Source organism: Rahnella sp. CJA17(1/100) (assembly GCF_963881615.1).
GTDB lineage: Bacteria > Pseudomonadota > Gammaproteobacteria > Enterobacterales > Enterobacteriaceae > Rahnella > Rahnella aceris.
Genome location: NZ_CAWOJA010000011.1, coordinates 411,776 through 429,920, shown reverse-complemented (window position 1 = coordinate 429,920; position 18,145 = coordinate 411,776). Strand labels below are relative to the sequence as shown.

Annotated in this window: 16 protein-coding genes; 9 read left to right on the top strand and 7 right to left on the bottom strand. The window is 52.9% G+C overall.

Going from position 1 to position 18,145, the window contains the following annotated elements; genetic code table 11:
• The first annotated feature begins 9 nt into the window (after positions 1-9).
• A complete protein-coding gene (locus AACU55_RS08280) occupies positions 10-735 on the top strand; it encodes a sulfite exporter TauE/SafE family protein (RefSeq protein ID WP_134705462.1) in 726 nt (241 codons plus the stop codon).
• A gap of 3 nt (positions 736-738) precedes the next feature.
• Entirely contained in the window at positions 739-1,137 is a 399-nt protein-coding gene (locus tag AACU55_RS08275) for a YybH family protein (RefSeq protein ID WP_013577715.1), read from the top strand.
• Between the two features lie 43 nt (positions 1,138-1,180).
• Here the strand turns inward: AACU55_RS08275 and AACU55_RS08270 are convergent, their stop codons facing one another.
• A complete protein-coding gene (locus tag AACU55_RS08270; protein ID WP_134705397.1) occupies positions 1,181-2,170 on the bottom strand; it encodes a nitrilase family protein in 990 nt (329 codons plus the stop codon).
• Positions 2,171-2,284: 114 nt separating this feature from the next.
• Between AACU55_RS08270 and AACU55_RS08265 the strand changes: the two genes are divergently transcribed.
• Positions 2,285-3,160: a LysR family transcriptional regulator gene (locus AACU55_RS08265; protein WP_134705396.1), complete on the top strand. Its 876-nt coding sequence runs from the start codon at positions 2,285-2,287 to the stop codon at positions 3,158-3,160.
• A 115-nt stretch (positions 3,161-3,275) separates the two neighbouring features.
• Here AACU55_RS08265 and AACU55_RS08260 read toward each other — a convergent pair whose 3' ends face one another.
• The gene (locus AACU55_RS08260; protein WP_134705395.1) at positions 3,276-3,740 is read right to left on the bottom strand and encodes a GNAT family N-acetyltransferase; all 465 of its coding nucleotides are present in this window, start codon (positions 3,738-3,740) and stop codon (positions 3,276-3,278) included.
• 194 nt (positions 3,741-3,934) lie between these two features.
• Here AACU55_RS08260 and AACU55_RS08255 point away from each other — a divergent pair, with 194 nt between their 5' ends.
• Positions 3,935-4,324 carry a YebG family protein gene (locus AACU55_RS08255; RefSeq protein WP_134705394.1) on the top strand — a complete coding sequence of 130 codons (390 nt, stop codon included), beginning with the start codon at positions 3,935-3,937 and terminating at the stop codon, positions 4,322-4,324.
• A gap of 52 nt (positions 4,325-4,376) precedes the next feature.
• On the opposite strand, the gene AACU55_RS08250 is transcribed toward AACU55_RS08255, so the two are convergent.
• Positions 4,377-5,009 (bottom strand): helix-turn-helix domain-containing protein, encoded by a 633-nt coding sequence (locus tag AACU55_RS08250; RefSeq protein WP_037032943.1) that lies wholly within the window; start codon positions 5,007-5,009, stop codon positions 4,377-4,379.
• Between the two features lie 134 nt (positions 5,010-5,143).
• On the opposite strand from AACU55_RS08250, the gene AACU55_RS08245 reads away from it, so the two are divergent.
• Both AACU55_RS08245 and fhuE read left to right on the top strand, forming a co-directional pair.
• On the top strand, positions 5,144-6,538 hold the full coding sequence (locus tag AACU55_RS08245; RefSeq protein ID WP_134705393.1) for a M24 family metallopeptidase: 1,395 nt from the start codon (positions 5,144-5,146) through the stop codon (positions 6,536-6,538).
• Positions 6,539-6,757: 219 nt separating this feature from the next.
• On the top strand, positions 6,758-8,968 hold the full coding sequence (gene fhuE / locus AACU55_RS08240) for a ferric-rhodotorulic acid/ferric-coprogen receptor FhuE (RefSeq protein ID WP_134705392.1): 2,211 nt from the start codon (positions 6,758-6,760) through the stop codon (positions 8,966-8,968).
• A gap of 70 nt (positions 8,969-9,038) precedes the next feature.
• Here fhuE and AACU55_RS08235 read toward each other — a convergent pair whose 3' ends face one another.
• Positions 9,039-10,373: a glycoside hydrolase family 10 protein gene (locus tag AACU55_RS08235; protein ID WP_049804369.1), complete on the bottom strand. Its 1,335-nt coding sequence runs from the start codon at positions 10,371-10,373 to the stop codon at positions 9,039-9,041.
• A gap of 279 nt (positions 10,374-10,652) precedes the next feature.
• Between AACU55_RS08235 and AACU55_RS08230 the strand changes: the two genes are divergently transcribed.
• The 3 genes from AACU55_RS08230 to arsC are packed head-to-tail and all read left to right on the top strand — an operon-like array spanning position 10,653 to position 12,790.
• Positions 10,653-10,973, top strand: coding sequence for a metalloregulator ArsR/SmtB family transcription factor (locus AACU55_RS08230; RefSeq protein ID WP_013578301.1), 321 nt, complete (start codon positions 10,653-10,655; stop codon positions 10,971-10,973).
• 44 nt (positions 10,974-11,017) lie between these two features.
• Positions 11,018-12,307, top strand: coding sequence for an arsenic transporter (locus tag AACU55_RS08225; protein WP_112151381.1), 1,290 nt, complete (start codon positions 11,018-11,020; stop codon positions 12,305-12,307).
• 51 nt (positions 12,308-12,358) lie between these two features.
• The gene (arsC, locus tag AACU55_RS08220) at positions 12,359-12,790 is read left to right on the top strand and encodes a glutaredoxin-dependent arsenate reductase (protein WP_037032937.1); all 432 of its coding nucleotides are present in this window, start codon (positions 12,359-12,361) and stop codon (positions 12,788-12,790) included.
• A 69-nt stretch (positions 12,791-12,859) separates the two neighbouring features.
• Here the strand turns inward: arsC and AACU55_RS08215 are convergent, their stop codons facing one another.
• The 3 genes from AACU55_RS08215 to AACU55_RS08205 form a co-directional block, all read right to left on the bottom strand.
• Positions 12,860-14,413 (bottom strand): peptide MFS transporter, encoded by a 1,554-nt coding sequence (locus AACU55_RS08215; RefSeq protein ID WP_013578298.1) that lies wholly within the window; start codon positions 14,411-14,413, stop codon positions 12,860-12,862.
• A 263-nt stretch (positions 14,414-14,676) separates the two neighbouring features.
• The gene (locus tag AACU55_RS08210) at positions 14,677-15,768 is read right to left on the bottom strand and encodes an ABC transporter substrate-binding protein (RefSeq protein WP_013578297.1); all 1,092 of its coding nucleotides are present in this window, start codon (positions 15,766-15,768) and stop codon (positions 14,677-14,679) included.
• A gap of 37 nt (positions 15,769-15,805) precedes the next feature.
• The gene (locus tag AACU55_RS08205; protein WP_134705391.1) at positions 15,806-17,935 is read right to left on the bottom strand and encodes a TonB-dependent siderophore receptor; all 2,130 of its coding nucleotides are present in this window, start codon (positions 17,933-17,935) and stop codon (positions 15,806-15,808) included.
• Between the last annotated feature and the right edge of the window lie 210 nt (positions 17,936-18,145).

Here is an 18,145-nt window from a genome sequence, read left to right as displayed (position 1 = left end):
TGTGACGTGATGTATGTGGTGATTGCTCTGACGGGCATACTGGCGGGTGTGATCAGCGGCGTTGTCGGCACCGGCAGTTCCATCATGCTGTTGCCGGCGCTGACGTATACTTTCGGCCCGAAAACTGCGATTCCGGTGATGGCGATTGCCGCTATTGTCGGCAATATCTCCCGCGTGCTTCTCTGGCGCAAAGACATCAACATTCGGGCATTTTTGCTGTACGCCATGCCCGGCATCCCCGCCGCCGTTCTCGGCGCAAATACCCTGTGGGAAATGCCCGCCACGCTGTCGAATATGTGTATCGGCGCGTTCTTCTTGTTGCTGATCCCTTTGCGTCATTACGCCCGTTACCGGGCTTTTACCCTCAGCAGCGCGCAACTGGCGATGGCAGGCGCGCTGACAGGGTTTCTGACCGGTGTGGTATTTTCAACCGGCCCGCTGACCATTCCGGTTTTCGCCGGTTACGGGCTGGTGAAAGGCGCGCTGCTTTCCACCGAGGCTGCCGCCTCGTTCGCGATTTATTTCGCCAAAGCCTCAGCGTTCAGCGTGATTGGTGCAATGCCGTGGCCGGTGTTTTTGAGCGGCTTGCTGGTGGGTGGCACACTGACGACAGGGATGCTTATTGGCAAAAAATTTGTTATTAAGATGTCAGAGACATCCTTCAATCGCCTGATCGACATCATGTTATTTCTGGCGGCCATCTCTTTACTCTGGAACTCAGCAAAAGGACATTAACGGATGAGTACACACCCGATCCGCCAGGTTATCGAAGCCTGTGACAAAGCCATATCCGTCAGGGATTTTGACGCACTGATGGCGCATTATGCCGAAGAGGCGGCGCTGGTAATTAAACCGGGCATGATTGCCCGCGGCAAAACCGACATCCGCAAAGCCTTTATCGCCATCTCGGATTATTTTCAGGATCAGCTGGTGGTAGAACAGGGCGAAATGCAGGTGATTGAAGGGGCAGAGGATGCGCTGGTGATCATGGAAACGGTGCTGCATTTTCCCGACGGACAGGGCGGAAAGGTGACCACTACCCGCCGTGCCACCTATGTTTTCCGCCATGAACCGGACGGTCGCTGGCTGTGTACCATCGATAATTCATACGGCACATCGCTGTTGGATCAGGAATAAGGCTCCGCAAGGAGCCTTTTTCGCTTCATCAATCCACGGTGATTTAGCGTTTTGGGATCCCCGGTAATTCCTCAGAAAAACGTGCCGTCATTGCATCCCGCTCATAGCCCTGATATTCAGTCAGAATATGATACAAATCGGGTCTGCGGCCTGCCATCCAGCGCCTGCCGGTACTCATCGGGATCAGCGATAAATCCAGATCCGCGCTGACCATCGCATCCGCAGCAACCCAGGTTTCATCGACGATCCGGCCATAAGGGTCGAGGATCATCGCGTTACCGGTGCGTACTTCATCATCATCCGCACCGACGCCGTTACTGAACAAAATAAACATGCCGTTATCGTGAGCGCGTGAGGGCAACCAGCGCATCAGCCATTCCCGGCCGCTGGGACCTTTAAACGCTGCGGTAATCTCTTCTTTGCGTTCAGCACGCTGCTGCCACAATGCCAGCGGTATCGGTTTCATGCCGTGCGGGCTGCGTGAATGTGTGCCGCCGGTCTGATGCGGTGCCAGTAAAATATCTGCACCCAGCAGGGCGGTGGCTCGGGCATTCTCCACCAGATTGTTGTCCCAGCAGATGAGGATCCCGACCTTCACGCCCCAGGGGGTCCCGAACACGGTATAACTGTCGCCGCAACTGAAAGCCTCATGCTCAAAGGCGTGCATTTTGCGGTGGATGTGTACCGAACCGTCAGGCATGCAGGCGGCGTAGGCATTATACAGACGCCCGTCAGCGGCACGTTCGATAAATCCGGCGCCAATCAGCATCTGATGTTTCACGGCCAGCGAGCGGATCAGCGCAACAGAGGGGCCGGTGTCGGCTGGCTCCGCCAGTGCCTGAACGCCAGCAGCATCGAGTTTGGGCACGTGCCAGTAACCGGTGATACACATTTCCGGAAAGGCCAAAATATTGACGCCTTCAATAGCCGATTTTTCGATAAAACGCTCCATAATTAACAGGTTATATTTTTTGTTACCCGCCTGATGCTGAAATTGAATGACCGCTGCTTTGAGTGTTTTGGGGTCCGACATGATCTTCTCCATACGTCTTCAGGGATTTCGGTTGACGCTGGTATTAGAGCAATGCGACTGATAACTTTATAATGAAATGATTTCCAAATCTGATAACCCAATGGAATACATAAAGTGAACACACGTTTGCTCAGGGCTTTTGTCACACTGGCTGAAAAAGGGAATTATGCGCAGGCAGCACAGGCGCTTTCCGTTTCACAACCGGCACTCACCAAACAGATCAATCTGCTGGAATCGACGCTGAACGTGGCGCTTTTTGCCCGCGGACGACACGGCAGTGCGCTGACAGCCGCAGGCCAGCGGCTTTTGCCGGAAGCGGAGAAAGTATTGCGACAAATGGCCGCGTTTATGCAACATGCCAGCCAGGTTGAAAAGGGGGGAGAAGGGCTGCTGGCGGCCGGATTCGGCCTGTCGAGTTTCATCCTGGCGCCACAATGTATTGCGAAATTCCGCGCAGCGTATCCCGGCGTGGATATCACGCTGGAAGACCTGCCTTCCGCGCAGCAATACGACATGCTGCAACGCGGGGAACTGCACATTGGTTTTGTGCGTGTCCCGCCGCCTGCACCGCTCCGTTACCACGCGCTGTTTGAGGATAAACTGGTGCTGGTAGTGTCTGAAGATAACGGCGAGGATATGAGTGAACGGCTCAGGAACCGTCCGTTACTGCGTTTGTATACTGAGCGGGCGGGGGGTCTGAATGCGCAGACAGACCGTTTTTTACAGGAAAATCTGTTTCATGTTTCATCGGTTCAACTGGCGGAGGATATCCAGACTATTGTCGCACTGGTAGCGGCCGGCATCGGCGTGGCATTGCTACCCGAAAGCGTCGTGCATATTGCGCCGCCGGAGCTGAAAATACTTCCGCTCACCGGCCGTGCGACACGCTGGCAGGTGGGGATTGCATGGGACGCCCGGAATGAAGATGTCATTCGCGATAACTTTGTGCGGATGGTGACTGAAAATCTCAAAGCCGCTGCCTGTATATAGAACGGTCCGGAATGTGGCCCGCGCCATCAGGCCGACGGCGATGAGTTCACCAATGCGAAAGACCCTGGCCAGAATTCAGTTTCTGTTTCCAGCCCTGCGTTCAGGAAAGCCTGAACTACCCGTCTTTGTTCAGGTAAATTCCTGGCCGGGTGATGACCCAGGTGTAGTCAGGTTCGTTAACCGGTGTGTAACCAAACTTTTGGTACAACCACGGCGCGGTGGAAGTAAAGAGTGCCATCCGGCGAAGTTTTGCTGTGACCGGATGCGACTGCACACATTCGATCAGCCATGCGCCCAGATTTTTCCCCTGATAATCTTCCAGCACATAGACATCACACAGGTAAGCAAAGGTGGCGTAGTCCGTGATAAAGCGGGCGTAACCGATCTGTTTTCCGTCGTCGAACAACCCGAAGTTCAGGCTGTGTTCTGCGCCAGCGCGAACTGTCTGTTCGTCAATGCCCGGCGCCCAGCTTGACCGGGTCAGGTAGGCGTGAATTGCCGGAATATCCAGTTTTTGAAAGTCGGTAGTGATCAGATAAGTGTCTTTGGTCCAGTTGCATACAGCTTTCAGGTTTGTCACGGGAACCTCACAAGTTCGTTGAAAACAGGTCGTTTTCTACCTTACCGGCTCACGCTGAGAAATTCACCCGCGTTATAGTGGCCAGGGTATTGTGCCCGGCCTTTGACGCGCCGCACTATAAAAATCAGGCCGGATGATGTATCCTGCACTGATTATTGGTATGCTGTATATAATTACAGTATAAGGAGCGAATCATGGCTGTTGAAACAAAATTTGTTGTGGTCAGAAAAGGTGAAGAGAAAATGACTTTTGCCAATAAGAAAGAAGCAGACGCTTACGACAAGATGCTGGACATGGCGGATGCTTTTACTGAATGGCTGTTACAGAGCAATATCGGGATGGATGAAGCACTGGCGGAAAACATTGCACTTCACCTCGCCGAGCAGAAAGACACCGTCCAGCATATTCTGCGCACCAGCAAATTGCCGGAAGCAGAAATCGCACACCAGCCCGCCGCTGAAACGCCAGCAGAAGCAGAAGAAGTGGTCGCAGAAAACGTGGCTGTTGAAGAAAATGCTGCCGAAGAAAATGTTGCCGAAAAACCTGCCACGGCCAAAAAAGTCCGTGCGGTAAAAGCCGCGTAACAGAGAGAACAGCGTGCGTAACGGCACGCTTTCTTCCCCCCTGATACCACGCTCAGTATTTCAGTGGCAAACGGATCACTTCTTTCAGAATACCGTTGTGCAGCCTCACATATCCCCCCTGTTTCAATTGTGAAAGCACTTTCATGATCGTGCTGCGTGAAAGGTGCGTCTTAAGCTGAATGTAATGGGCAGCAGGAATATTTTCGCGTATTTCCGGCGGTTCTTTCATGAGTTCCATGAGCTGGTGGCGCAGAATTTCATAGGATGTCGGTGCCGTCAGCATTGTGCTTTTGACATAGAGATTGTTGGTCATCCTGAAAAAGTGCTTTGCCATTGGCTCCCACAACTCCAGACGATCAATCAGGGCATGCATCTCCGCCACGGTGGAGACGGCAATCTCAGATTCATCCTGCGCCTGAATAAACATTCTGGCCTCTGAGGGCACCGCACCGCCAATACCAATGATGCCCGGCACTGACAACGTGCCTATCAGCACAGGTTCGTCGTTATGAAAGGTTTTAAACCAGCCTTTACGGATGAAATAACAATAAAATTCCCCCTTCTCATACAGATGGAAGCGCGAGCCCGCGGGGACAGTACGGAACTGGAGATAGGGAATAAGCTCGGCAAATAGCTCAGCGGTAGCCTGACTGAGGTCTTTGCCCTTATCACTCTCGGTAACCATCGTTATTAACCTCGTCAGGCAGCAACAGCAGGGAATTACCTTAAATTTAGCAGAGTTCCCTGTCCGGTGAATGCGGCCTTAAGAAGCCGTTTGAGGCATAATCCTCTTTCCCCCGCCATGCAAAAGGACACGCAATGAAAGCTGAACATGAGTATTCACTGAAAACCCTCCCGGCTCCCGCGACTTACCCTCATATTTCCACCCCGGTATTATCCGATGAAACCATGGCGTCACGCCTGCGTCATATCCTTCACGCGATGCAACAGCATCAGCTCGACAGCCTGGTGATTTATGCCGACAAAGAACACGGCGGCAATTTCGAATATCTTGCGGGTTTTATCCCGCGCTTTGAAGAAGCCTTGCTGGTGGTGCGCGCGACCGGTGAGCTGACTTATGTTATGGGGAATGAAAATCTGAAACTGGTTCCCCATGCGCGCAACGCCGGTCGCTGCCTGCATGCGCCGGTGTTTTCCCTGCCCAACCAGCCGATGAAACATCATCAGCCGCTGCACGATTTGCTTAAATCTGCCGGTATTACTGACGCGCAGCACGTTGGCATCGCAGGCTGGAAACTGTTCAGATGTGACCCTGTCACGGATAAAACCACCTTTGATGTGCCCGCGTTTATCCTCGACGCAGTCCGAAAGGCCGCAGGCGTGGCTGGAGATGTGGTAAACGCCACCGGTCTGTTTACCTCGCCAGAAAACGGTGCACGGCGGATTAATACCGCTAATGAAGTGGCGTTTTATGAATACGGCGCCAACCTGGCCTCCACTCAGGTGCTTGCGGCGCTGGATACGATTGCACCCGGCAAATCAGAAAAAGAAATCGGTCAGTTACTGGCAGGAGAAGGCCAGCACGGGAACGTGATTATGATTGCCGCGACGGGTGAGCGTTTCGCCCATGCGAATCTGTATCCTTCCGACAAAACTATCCGGCATGGCGATAAGTTTTCGCTCACCGCCGGATACAAAGGAGGCCTCACCAGCCGTGCGGCGTATGTGGTGGCGGCGGAAAATGAATTACCGGAAGAGGTTTCGGACTGGTTGCAGCGGCTCGCGATACCCTATTACCACACGGTAGTAACCTGGCTTGAAGCACTGCGCATCGGGCTGACCGGCGGCGAGCTTTATCAGCTTGTTGAGCAAACGCTGCCACAGAGCATCTATCACTGGCATCTCAATCCCGGTCATCTGGTTGCAGATGAGGAGTGGCTGTGTTCTCCGGTATACGGTGGCTCAGTGATCCCGTTTGAAAGTGGCATGTTGTTTCAGATTGATATTATTCCGTCATTACCCGGCTATGGTGGCAGCAGCATCGAAGATACGGTAGGGCTGGCAGATGAATCACTGCGAAAAGAGCTGGAAACGCAGTTCCCGGAGGTCTGGCAGCGTATGGTCACCCGTAAAAAATACCTGACGGACGTGCTGAGTATTCGCCTTTCCGAAGACGTGATTCTGCTTTCCAATACTGTCGGTTACCTGCGGCCTTTCCTGCTGGATAAGTCGCGGGCTTTGGTGCGGACGTAAAACAATTTGCCTCGCCATTAAACCCGGTGAAGTTCTTCGCCGGGTTCTTATTTTCCTCTGAATTTTTTGCATTCATAATTTGTTACTTATTAAGATGAATCCTCTGCGCGACAGGGTTAATGTTAATAATTACTATTCACATTCTCATTTCGAGCTGTTCTGGTTAAAACAATAAATAGAAACAGACTCGCCCTTAAAAAATTGCTATGGGAATGTGTTATGTCTTTGAATGGCAGGGTATATGACGTGCAGCAGGGTGCGTTAAAGGTAAGAAAAACATTTACGGTTTCCACACTGGCGCTGGCGATTTTTGTTCTGGTGAATCCGGTGCAGGCCGCTGAAACCGGCAGTGGGACGACAGGCACCGCGAATACCGCCGCATCCGGCTCGCAGCAGGATATGGTGATTGAAGGTTCGGCGACCGCCGCTGCCAGCGACGGGCAGGATTACGCGGTTAAAACCACCACTGCGGGCACCAAAATGAACCTGACGCCGCGCGATATTCCGCAGTCGGTCAGTGTGATCACCAAACAGCGCATGCAGGATCAGAACCTCCAGTCGGTGGGCGACGTGCTGAATAACACCACCGGCATCTCGACGGAAGTTATCGACAGCGAACGCGTATCTTATTTCTCCCGCGGTTTTTACATCAATAATTACACCTACGACGACATTCCAACGTCCGTCAGCGACACCTGGAATTTTGGTGATGCCGCCGAAGACACCGCGATTTATGACCGCATCGAAGTGGTGCGTGGCGCCACAGGCCTGATGACCGGGGCGGGCAATCCGGCCGCCTCTGTCAACATGGTGCGTAAACACGCCGACAGCAAAGAATTCACCGGCGATATCAGCGCCAGTTACGGAAGCTGGAACAAACAGCGTTACGTGCTCGATGCTTCCGGCCCGCTGAATCAGGAAGGTTCGGTGCGCGGGCGCGTGGTAGCCGGTTATCAGGATCAGGACAGCTGGCTGGATCGCTATCACAAGCGTAAAAAATTCTTCTACGGCGTAGTGGATGCCGATGTGACCGATAACACCACCGTGTCGCTCGGTTACGATTATCAGGAAAATAACACCGGCAACCCGACCTGGGGCGGCCTGCCAACCTGGTACACAGACGGCTCGCGCACGCATTATGACCGCAGTACCAACACTTCCGCCGACTGGACGAATTATGCCATTCAGTCGCGTAAAGTGTTCGCCAACGTTAAACATGACTTTGATAACGGCTGGACATTCCGTGTAAACGGCACACATGGCGAGCAAACGTTTAATGATAAATTGCTGTATCTGATGGATTTCCCGGATCACACGACGGGCACTGGTCTCAGCGGTTTTGGCAGTAAAGACCGTGGCACGCGCAAAGTGGATTCCATCGACACTTACGCCACCGGGCCGTTTGAACTGTTTGGCCGTCAGCACCAGATGGTGGCTGGCGTCAGTTACAGCCGCCAGCACAACCAGACTTACAGCGCAGACGGTGCCCTCGACAGCGACACAATTGGCAGTTTTGGCAACAGCTGGAACGGCAATGTCAGCGAGCCGGAGTGGGGAGACTGGTATCTGAATGCGGACGATGTCATCCGCCAGAAAGCCGGTTATTTTGCCACCCGCTTCTCACTGGCGGATCCGCTTTCGCTGATCGTTGGCGCACGTTATACCCAATGGAGCACCAATGGCAGCAGCGGCAGCATGAGCAAGAACAACATCACGCCATACGGCGGTCTGGTGTATGACATCAACGACACCTGGTCGGCATACGCCAGTTATACGTCCATCTTCCAGCCGCAGACTGACCGCGATATTAACGGCCATTATCTGTCCCCAACCACCGGGAAAAATTACGAAACCGGGCTTAAATCCGCGTGGATGGACGGTCGTCTGACCGCCACAATGGCAGTATTCCGTATCGAACAGGATAACGTGGCACAGGAAGATGGCAGCAATTATGTTAACGGCTCCAGCGAGCAGGCGTATGTCGCGGTCAGCGGCACCGTCAGCAAAGGCGCTGAGTTTGAGATCAACGGCGCGGTGACCGACAACCTGCAAATGACCTTTGGTGCGACGCGTTATGTGGCGAAAGACGAAACCGGCAGCCGTCTCAACAGCAATATGCCGCAGACCCAGCTGAAATTATTCAGCCGCTACCAGCTACCGATGATGCCGGATCTGACCGTCGGCGGCGGTGTAAACTGGCAGAACCGCACCTTCCAGGATGCCACCGGGCCGGACGGCGAAACGCATCGTGTATCGCAGGGCAGCACCGCGCTGGTGGACCTGTTCACGCGTTATCAGGTGACAAAACAGCTGTCCGTGCAGGCCAACATCAACAACCTGTTTGACCGCACGTACTACTCGTGGCTCAGCGATTACGCCGTTTACGGTGAACCGCGCAATGTCTCGGTCAGCGCAAATTACACGTTCTGATATGAAGGTTTAACGCGTAATAAAAAAAAGGCACCGCCTGCGTGTTCAGGCGGTGCCTTACTGTCTTATTTCAGCTTCCCCAGCGGCTTTTCAGGTAACGGACCGCGTCCAGCGTCTGCGGCTGGTTGAGGTAGTTTTCGCGGAACAAAATCGTGCCGTTAATTTGCGGTACGGATTCATTCATATCGAGCTGTTTCTTCAGCTCCGGCACGCCGCCGCTGACCATCCAGTCCGGTTCATTTTTGGACGGTTCACCCACTTTATACAACGCCACACCAATGTAGAGCCGCGTATGTGTGGGCTTGACCACATTTGCCCACCAGTTTGCCAGCACGTCATAACGCGCCGCCTTGCGGGAGAATGGCCAGTACAGTTGCGGCGCAATATAATCGAGCAAACCTTGTTGCACCCACAGGCGGGTATCCGCATAGGCTTCATCGTAAGCCGCTGCGCCGGAAGTTTGTGAACCTGCCGGATCATGCGACACGTTACGCCAGACACCCGCCGGACTGACGCCAAATTCCACACCCGGTTTCAGCTGTTTTATGGTGCGTGAAACCTGCTCAATCAGCATCTGGGTATTGTGACGCCGCCAGTCGGCTTTTGAAGCGTAACCCTGACCGTACTTCCGGAACGTCAGGCTGTCATCCAGCGAGGAACCCGGTGATTCGGAATAAAAATAATCATCAAACTGCACACCATCGACAGGATAACGCGCCACCACTTCCGCCACGATGCTGGTGATCCAGTCGCGCGCCTCAGGAATACCAGGGTCCACCACGAAACGATCCCCGGAGGTTCGGATCCAGTCGCGGTGCAGCACAAACACGCTGGCAGGGTGCAGTGGCAATGTCTGATTCAGTTCCGCCACAGTCGAAGGTTTGGTGTTCACCGACACACGGTAAGGGTTAAACCACGCATGGACTTTCATCCCGCGTTTGTGCGCTTCATCGAGCATAAACTGCAACGGATCATAACCCGGATCCTGACCAATTTTGCCCGTCAGCATATCTGACCACGGCAAAATTTTTGAAGGCCAGAACGCAGTGCCGTCAGGTTTTACCTGGAAGAACACCGTATTGATGCCCAGACTTTTAAGCTTATCCAGCTTGGCAGTCAGCGCTTGCTGCTGCTGGCTGATGCGCAAAGACGCACTGCCGGCATTCACCGAATTAACCGGTGGCCAGTCGAGGCGGGAAACGGTCGCCAGCCAGACGCCGCGCACGGGTTCATGACTCTGCACAGGTTGACCAGGAAGAGGGTGCTTCGCCACTGGCGGCAGCGGCGTCACCAGTGATTTTGGCGGTGTCGAGGCACAGCCAGCCACCAGTAACAGCGCAAAAGCCACAACGGCACCAGGGTGTTTGACGGCGGTGACGCAAGGAAAATGACGGGAAAAAGCGATGATAAACTCCGGTGATGTCTGGTCGTCGCGCGAAAAGAAACATTTTCTTATTATTGAAATTAAAGTCAATCACTCATGCACTTAGCGCTGACGTCAGCGCAATCTGCAAACCTGCCAGGATTCCGATTTCTGGAATCTGATATTCAATTTAACATAATCATGATTATGCGCACCGAAAGCAGGCGCCATATTTCCCTGAGTTCATTTCTGAAATCTGTGCTTTGAAAGCCATCATATATGGATTAGCATATGTTTTATTACTCCACAACGGGACTCAATATGTTACAGCCTGCGCAGCTTTTTAAACTGCTTGCCGACGAAACGCGCTCGACTATTGTGATGCTTCTCAGGGAATCAGGAGAGCTTTGCGTTTGCGATATCTGTGCCGCAACGGCGGAATCACAACCTAAGATTTCCCGTCACATCGCGCTGTTACGTGAAGCCGGACTGGTCACAGACCGCCGGGAAGGAAAATGGGTACATTACCGCCTCTCACCACAAATGCCTGCATGGTCAGCGGCGATTATCGATTCTGCATGGAACTGTGACCGCGAAAACATACGCCGCAAGCTGAATAATAAGTCACCGGTTTCATGTTAAAACCATAAACACATTCACTATAACAAATATGTACGGAGTCGATCATGTTGCTGGCAGGTACTATTTTTTTACTCACCCTGATTCTGGTTATCTGGCAGCCCCGCGGGCTGGGCATTGGCTGGAGCGCCATGCTGGGCGCGGGTCTGGCATTACTGACGGGGGTCGTTCATCCGGGTGATATTCCGGTTGTCTGGCAAATAGTCTGGAATGCAACGGCCACTTTTATTGCCGTTATCATTATCAGCCTGCTGCTGGATGAATCGGGTTTCTTCGAGTGGGCGGCACTGCATGTTGCACGCTGGGGAAACGGACGCGGGCGTCTGTTATTTACCTGGATTATTTTACTGGGCGCGATGGTCGCTGCCCTGTTCGCCAATGATGGTGCCGCACTGATTCTGACGCCAATTGTCATGGCGATGCTGCTGGCTCTGGGTTTCAGTCGCGGCGCGACATTAGCCTTTGTCATGGCAGCCGGGTTTATCGCGGATGTTGCCAGCCTGCCGCTGATCGTCTCAAATCTGGTGAATATTGTCTCGGCTGATTTCTTCAACCTGGGCTTCACGGAATATGCGTCCGTCATGGGCCCGGTTAATCTGGCGGCCATTGCGACAACACTGGTCATGCTGCACCTGTTTTTCCGCAAAGACATCCCGCCGGTTTACGATATTTCTCTGCTGAAACAGCCTGCTGAGGCTGTCCGCGATGCCAGCACCTTCAAAGCAGGCTGGCTGGTTCTGATCCTTCTGCTGGCGGGTTTCTTTGGTCTTGAACCCCTCGGCGTACCGGTCAGCCTGGTCGCCGCTGTCGGTGCACTGATCCTTTATATTATCGCCAGGAAAGGTCACGTCATTAATACCGGCAAAGTGCTGCGCGGCGCGCCGTGGCAAATCGTCATCTTCTCGCTGGGTATGTATCTGGTGGTGTATGGTTTACGTAATGCCGGGCTGACGCACGCCCTGTCTGCCGTGCTGAATCAGCTGGCAGAACAGGGTTTATGGGCCTCTACGCTGGGAACCGGCTTTATCACCGCCTTCCTCTCTTCCATCATGAACAATATGCCGACCGTGCTGATCGGGGCGCTGTCGATTGATGGCAGCACAGCCACGGGAGTCATTAAAGAGGCGATGATTTATGCCAACGTGATCGGCAGCGATCTGGGGCCAAAAATCACCCCGATTGGCAGCCTGGCAACATTGTTATGGCTGCATGTATTGTCACAGAAGAATATGACGATTACCTGGGGATATTACTTCCGGGTGGGCATTGTCATGACCCTGCCTGTGCTGTTTGTCACGCTGGCAGCTTTAGCGCTGCGGTTGTCTGTGGCGCTGTAACGGATGTTTAACGCCTGACCTCACACTAAGATTGAAAAAGAGAACCCCCTGATGAGCAATATCACTATTTATCACAACCCGGCCTGTGGCACATCGCGCAATACCCTTGAGCTGATCCGCAACAGCGGCGCTGAGCCCACCGTGATTTTTTATCTTGAAACCCCACCGGCCCGTGAAGAACTGGTAAAACTGATTGCGGATATGGGCATTCCCGTGCGGGCGTTGTTACGCAAAAATGTCGAGCCGTATGAGCAATTAAAACTGGCAGACAATCATTTCAGCGACGATCAACTGATCGACTTCATGTTGCAGTACCCGATTCTGATCAACCGGCCGGTGGTTGTCACGCCGCTGGGCACCCGGTTATGCCGCCCTTCTGAGGAGGTATTAGCAATCTTGCCTGATGCGCAACGTGGCGCGTTCACCAAGGAAGACGGTGAAGCGGTTATTGATGAAAACGGCAAACGTATAACGAAAATCTAAAAAATAAGGCCGGTCATCAGACCGGCCTTATTGATTCTTAGCGGTATTCGACAAACACCTTACCCGCCATCAGGCATGTGACACCGGTTTTTGTTCTGTCTTAGACTGGGCGTTTTCCAGCATTCTGCGAACCGGAATGATAAGGACGAACAGCACCGCAGCGCAGATCAGCAACGCAATGGAGCAACGGGCGAACAGGTCAGGCAGCATATCCAGTTGATCGGCTTTTACATGTCCGCCAATCAAACCGGCCGCCAGATTCCCCAGCGCACTGGCACAGAACCACAGGCCCATCATCTGACCGCGCATTCTTTCCGGCGCCAGCAACGTCATGGTCGCCAGACCAATCGGACTCAGGCACAGCTCACCGAGCGTCAGCATCAGAATGCTGCCCACCAGCCATAATGGCGATACACCTGCCCCGCCGCTGTTCAGCACGTTCTGGGCAGCCATCATCATGATCCCGAAGCCCGCCGCCGCGCATAAAATGCCGATGATGAACTTGGTGATGCTGCTCGGGCGCACGTTTTTACGCGCCAGCAACGGCCATGCCCAGCTGAATACCGGTGCCAGCAGGATGATAAACAACGCATTGATGGACTGGAACCAGACGGCAGGAATTTCAAAATCACCGATCATGCGGTTGGTGTAGTCGTTGGCGAACAGGTTGAACGAGGTCGGCTTCTGCTCAAACGCAGACCAGAAGAAAGCAGCCGAGACCAGCAAAATAAAGCACACCAGCAGTCGGGCCCGCTCTTTCCGGTTCAGTCCGGCAAACAGGAACAGATAGATAAAATAGAGCGCAACGGACGCCGCAATCACATACACCAGCACGCTGGCGACAGCAACCGGGTTAATGACGATCACGCCCTGCGAGATCAGCGCAACGATGATTGCCACACCGGCGGCCAGCGCCAGCAGCCAGACACCCACACCGTTTTTCTTAGCAACCGGACTGTTCCAGGTGGAATCCAGCCCCACTTCGCTGTCGTAACGTTTCATGGCTGGCACGGCGTACAGACGGAAGATAATCAGCGCCACCAGCATACCGATACCCCCGATACCAAAGCCCCAATGCCAGCCATGCGTTTTTATCAGCCAGCCGGAAATCAGCGGCGCGATAAACGACCCCATGTTAATGCCCATATAAAACAGTGAGAAACCGCCGTCACGACGCGCATCACCTTTTTTATACAGCGTGCCCACCATGACCGAGATGCACGTTTTGAACAGGCCGGAGCCGAGAACAATAAACATCAGGCCGATAAAGAACAGGCTGTCGCCCATGAAAGCGGAAAGCGCAATCGACAGGTGGCCGAGCGCAATCAGAATCGATCCGTACCAGACCGCCCTCTGCTGCCCGAGCCAGTTATCTGCCAGCCAGCCGCCCGGCAGCGCCGCCAGATACATACAGCCAGCAAATATACCGACGATAGCTGATGCGTTTTCACGCGCAAGCCCCATACCGCCGTCGTAAACCGTCGCCGCCATAAACAGGATCAGTAAAGGACGGATGCCATAAAACGAGAACCGCTCCCACATTTCAGTGAAGAACAATGAACCGAGCGGATAAGGATGGCCGAAGAAGGTCCGGCTTTCGTTTTTATTAACAGAGGAATGCATAAATTCTCCAGAGAAAGTCTGTCGTAATCGTTGTGAATACCCTTGCCCGGCGGCTGCCTTGCAGCCGCTCTTAAGCATTCAGCGCTTATTATTTGATTGCCGAATACCGGTATTGTCTGGCATTAACCGCAGAAGTTTTAGAGGAAAAGTCGACTAATGTCCACTTTTACAGATTTTATAGCGGCAAAAAACCGGACATGGCAGGTGAATTTACGAAGAAAAAAGCCCCTCAGGATAAAATATGCATTCAGAACAACACCCCTTCACCGGCTGCCGTTGGCAAAATATGTGCCGGTATAGGGGATTGGCAGATAGTCATGAAAGATCTGTTTTAATGTCTGCTCAGGTTCGATATCCGCAAACACATCGGGATAAAGGGTTTTTGCCATGAACTCGGTCGCGGCAACATGCCACGGGCTGAGGTAGAAATTGTGCCATATCATCCCGGTGCGGCCGTTATGCAACGCTTTAAGTTCACGCAATCCATTCTGCCTGGCAGTCAGTTCCCGCAGACTTTGTTGTGCCATTTCCGGTGATATGGCGGGCCCCAGTTTCAAATCATTCTGATCATCAGGAGAACCTGCACCCGTGGCGAAATAAACCTCAGGTTGCGCCATGATAACCGTTTCTTCATTCAGCTGGCCAAAGACACCCTGCACCGTTTTGCTGGCAATATTATCTCCTCCGGCAAAATTCAGCAGTTCACCAAGACTGCCTTTCACGGCAGTCACGCAACATTCATTGCGACGTCCAAGATGTAACTGAAGCAGCACCGTCGGTTTGTGGCCGGAATAAGCGGCCAGACGATCATGGATAACCTGCATATGAGTATCGTAAAAGTGATTAAATGCCTGGGCGCGTGCAGTCTGGTTAAGCACCTCGCCCAGAATACTCACACTGCGCGTAGTATTTTTCAGCAGATGGACACGAAGATCGATTTTCACTATCGGGATATGCGCAGCGTTGAGCATTTCTTTAAGACGCAAATCGGCATCGTCATAGCGCGCAAGGCTGGGCAGGATCACCAGATCTGGTTTCAGCGCCAGCACCTTTTCAGGGTTCATATCATTTGTTCCCCCCAACCCCAGCGACGGAATCGTCAATATATGCGGAAAACGCTGCGCAAAAATGTCCCAGGTCTGGCTGTCATACTTCTTCAGATCGAGTGGCCAGCCGACAATCCGTCTGACAGGATCACCCGTTTCCAGAAGGGCCAGCGTATAAAGCATCCGGCTTTCGCCCAGCACGATACGTTGCGGATTATCGGGAATGTCCACATGATTACCGTCGATATCGATGACAGTGCGGGCCTGTACGCCAAAGCCCGTCAGCAACAACATAAACAGCACCGTCATAACAGAATATCTACGCGCTCGCGGCGTCAACCGCAGATCAGAATTCAACACTTGCCTGCACCATAAGATTACGGGTTTCACCTTCGCGCACGCGCAGGTTACCGCCGCTGGACGTGTAATAATGTTTGTTAAACAGGTTATTCAGGTTGAGTTTCAGCTGCGTCTTCTCCCCGAACAGACGGTTGTTCCACGCAACAAAACTGTCAGCCACAACATAATCAGGTAACGTGAAACTGTTCTCCGGGTCTCCCGCACGGGTGCCGACATAACGCGCCCCGCCGCCGACACGGAAATCACCCGGCAGGCCGTCAATCACCAGATTATGGCTCAGATAGAGTGCGCCCGAATGGCGCGGCGCATTCTGCAAACGGTTGCCGTTATTCGCAGAGTTTTCACCGTCATCCACAATTTCGGCTTTGTCATAGCTGTAATTGGCACTGACTTCCCAGTCAGGAAGGATCTCACCATTAAGCTCAAATTCCGCCCCGCTGGAACGTGCTTTATCAATGGCGCGTGTTTCGCCGTTAATGCTCAGTGACATGTCCCGCTCATCGATACGGTACAGCGCCACGCTGGCAAACATGCGTGGCGTAATCTGCCATTTACTGCCCACTTCCCAGGTCGTGCCCTGTTCAGGTTTTCCTACGTTGCCGTCATCGTCTACATCCGTTGAAGGCGTAAAGGATTTGCTGACGCTGCTGTAAAGAGACACCTCTGGCGTGACTTTATAAATCAGACCGGCCTGAGGTAAAAACTTATTCCCTTCGGAATCAAGCGTCTGAACGACGGGATCAAAACCTTTTGAGGCTCGCTGCTCATAATGTTGATAACGGCCGCCAAGCACCGCAATCCAGTCCGGTGTCAGTGAAATGCTGTCTTTGGCATACACCGAACGACTGTGTATCCGGTTCAGGTTATTGCCGTTAGCCGTATTCTCAGTCGTGCTGTCGGCGACCGGGGAGAGAATGTCGTATTGCGGATCCATAAAGTTGAAGCTGCTGTTGGCTTTGCCCTGGTATTGATGCGCACGATAAGTCTGGTTCATCTCATAATCAGTGCCCAGCACAAGATCATGATTCATACCCAGAATGTCCTGTGAACCCAGCAGATCCCAGGAAACATATTTGGTCTTGTGATTAAAACCGCGATTGGCATCCGCCCTGCGCGTCACGGCGCCGGTTGTCGCGTTAACCGCTGTCACCCTGACTTCGTCATTATTGTAGCGGCGTTGGTTCCATCCCAGCGTCAGGCGGGTGCTCCAGTCATCGCTGAACTGCCAGTCATAATGGGCGTTCAGCGTTTTATTATGACCCCAGGCGCGGTTTGACTTTTCATCCAGCCGGTCCTTATAGCCGATATCGATCGGTTTACCGTTAATAAAAGCGGTTCCGCGATCGTATGGAATGTCGTAGCGGTAATCAGAATAGCTGATCAGGAAACTGGCCTTTTCGCCGTACCATTGCAGTGAAGGCGAAATCAGGGTGTGTTTATCACTGCCAAAATTACGCCAGTAATCCTGATCCTGTTTTTCCGCAATCATGCGAAAAGCAAAACCATTACCCAGCGGGCCGGTGACATCCACTGTCCCTGCTCCGCCACCTTCACTGGCGTAACGTCCGCTGACTTTGGTGTGCCAGTCATACTGCGGTTTTTTACTGACCAGGTTGATGACACCCCCGGGGTTTTGGATCCCGTAGAGTAATGACGCGGAACCTTTCAGCACTTCAACCCGCTCGGTGGTGGCATCAAAATTGAGACCCTGACTGCTGCGGACGCCGTCGCGATAAATGGAACCATCAGAGTTGGAACCAAAACCACGCCGGACAAATCCATCTTCCGTGCCCGCGAGTGTATTCCCCTCACTGACACCGCTGACAAAACGCATCGCATCAGAAAGACTTGTGGCCTGATAATCGTCAAGTTGTTGTCGGGTCACGACGCTGACCGATTGTGCCTCGTTAAGGCGCGGTGTGGGCGTTTTACTGGCAACAGAACTGGTGCCTGCGCTGTATCCCTGATCATTCGCCTCATTTCCGGTGATGGTCAGCGTGTCGCTGTCTGCGGCTGAATACCCCGTAACAGGCGCCAGCATCGCAACGCCATAAATAGCAGCAAGAATCGCCGGATGGCCTTTTCTTTTAAAATCAAACAGTTTTTTATTATTCATTTCAATCAACCCGGTGTTAAATATAACGCACTTCCCCGTAATGCAATTGATAATCATTCCAACATGCAGATATGTAGTAGTAAATGATATGTTTCAGAATTTTGCTACAGGAAGAAATCATGACTTTACGGCAGGCATCTTGCTTTCAGCAGAACTTAACAAACTGTTTTTAAATAATTTTTATTGAAACCCGACGTTTCAGCCGCACAG

Coding starts and splice junctions, on each gene's coding strand:
- AACU55_RS08255 (WP_134705394.1), top strand. CDS start 3,935: ATGGCTGTTGAAACAAAATTTGTTGTGGTCAGAAAAGGTGAAGAGAAA.
- AACU55_RS08275 (WP_013577715.1), top strand. CDS start 739: ATGAGTACACACCCGATCCGCCAGGTTATCGAAGCCTGTGACAAAGCC.
- AACU55_RS08225 (WP_112151381.1), top strand. CDS start 11,018: ATGTTGCTGGCAGGTACTATTTTTTTACTCACCCTGATTCTGGTTATC.
- AACU55_RS08270 (WP_134705397.1), bottom strand. CDS start 2,170: ATGTCGGACCCCAAAACACTCAAAGCAGCGGTCATTCAATTTCAGCAT.
- AACU55_RS08250 (WP_037032943.1), bottom strand. CDS start 5,009: ATGGTTACCGAGAGTGATAAGGGCAAAGACCTCAGTCAGGCTACCGCT.
- fhuE (WP_134705392.1), top strand. CDS start 6,758: ATGTCTTTGAATGGCAGGGTATATGACGTGCAGCAGGGTGCGTTAAAG.
- AACU55_RS08245 (WP_134705393.1), top strand. CDS start 5,144: ATGAAAGCTGAACATGAGTATTCACTGAAAACCCTCCCGGCTCCCGCG.
- arsC (WP_037032937.1), top strand. CDS start 12,359: ATGAGCAATATCACTATTTATCACAACCCGGCCTGTGGCACATCGCGC.
- AACU55_RS08210 (WP_013578297.1), bottom strand. CDS start 15,768: ATGACGGTGCTGTTTATGTTGTTGCTGACGGGCTTTGGCGTACAGGCC.
- AACU55_RS08280 (WP_134705462.1), top strand. CDS start 10: ATGTATGTGGTGATTGCTCTGACGGGCATACTGGCGGGTGTGATCAGC.
- AACU55_RS08215 (WP_013578298.1), bottom strand. CDS start 14,413: ATGCATTCCTCTGTTAATAAAAACGAAAGCCGGACCTTCTTCGGCCAT.
- AACU55_RS08205 (WP_134705391.1), bottom strand. CDS start 17,935: ATGAATAATAAAAAACTGTTTGATTTTAAAAGAAAAGGCCATCCGGCG.
- AACU55_RS08230 (WP_013578301.1), top strand. CDS start 10,653: ATGTTACAGCCTGCGCAGCTTTTTAAACTGCTTGCCGACGAAACGCGC.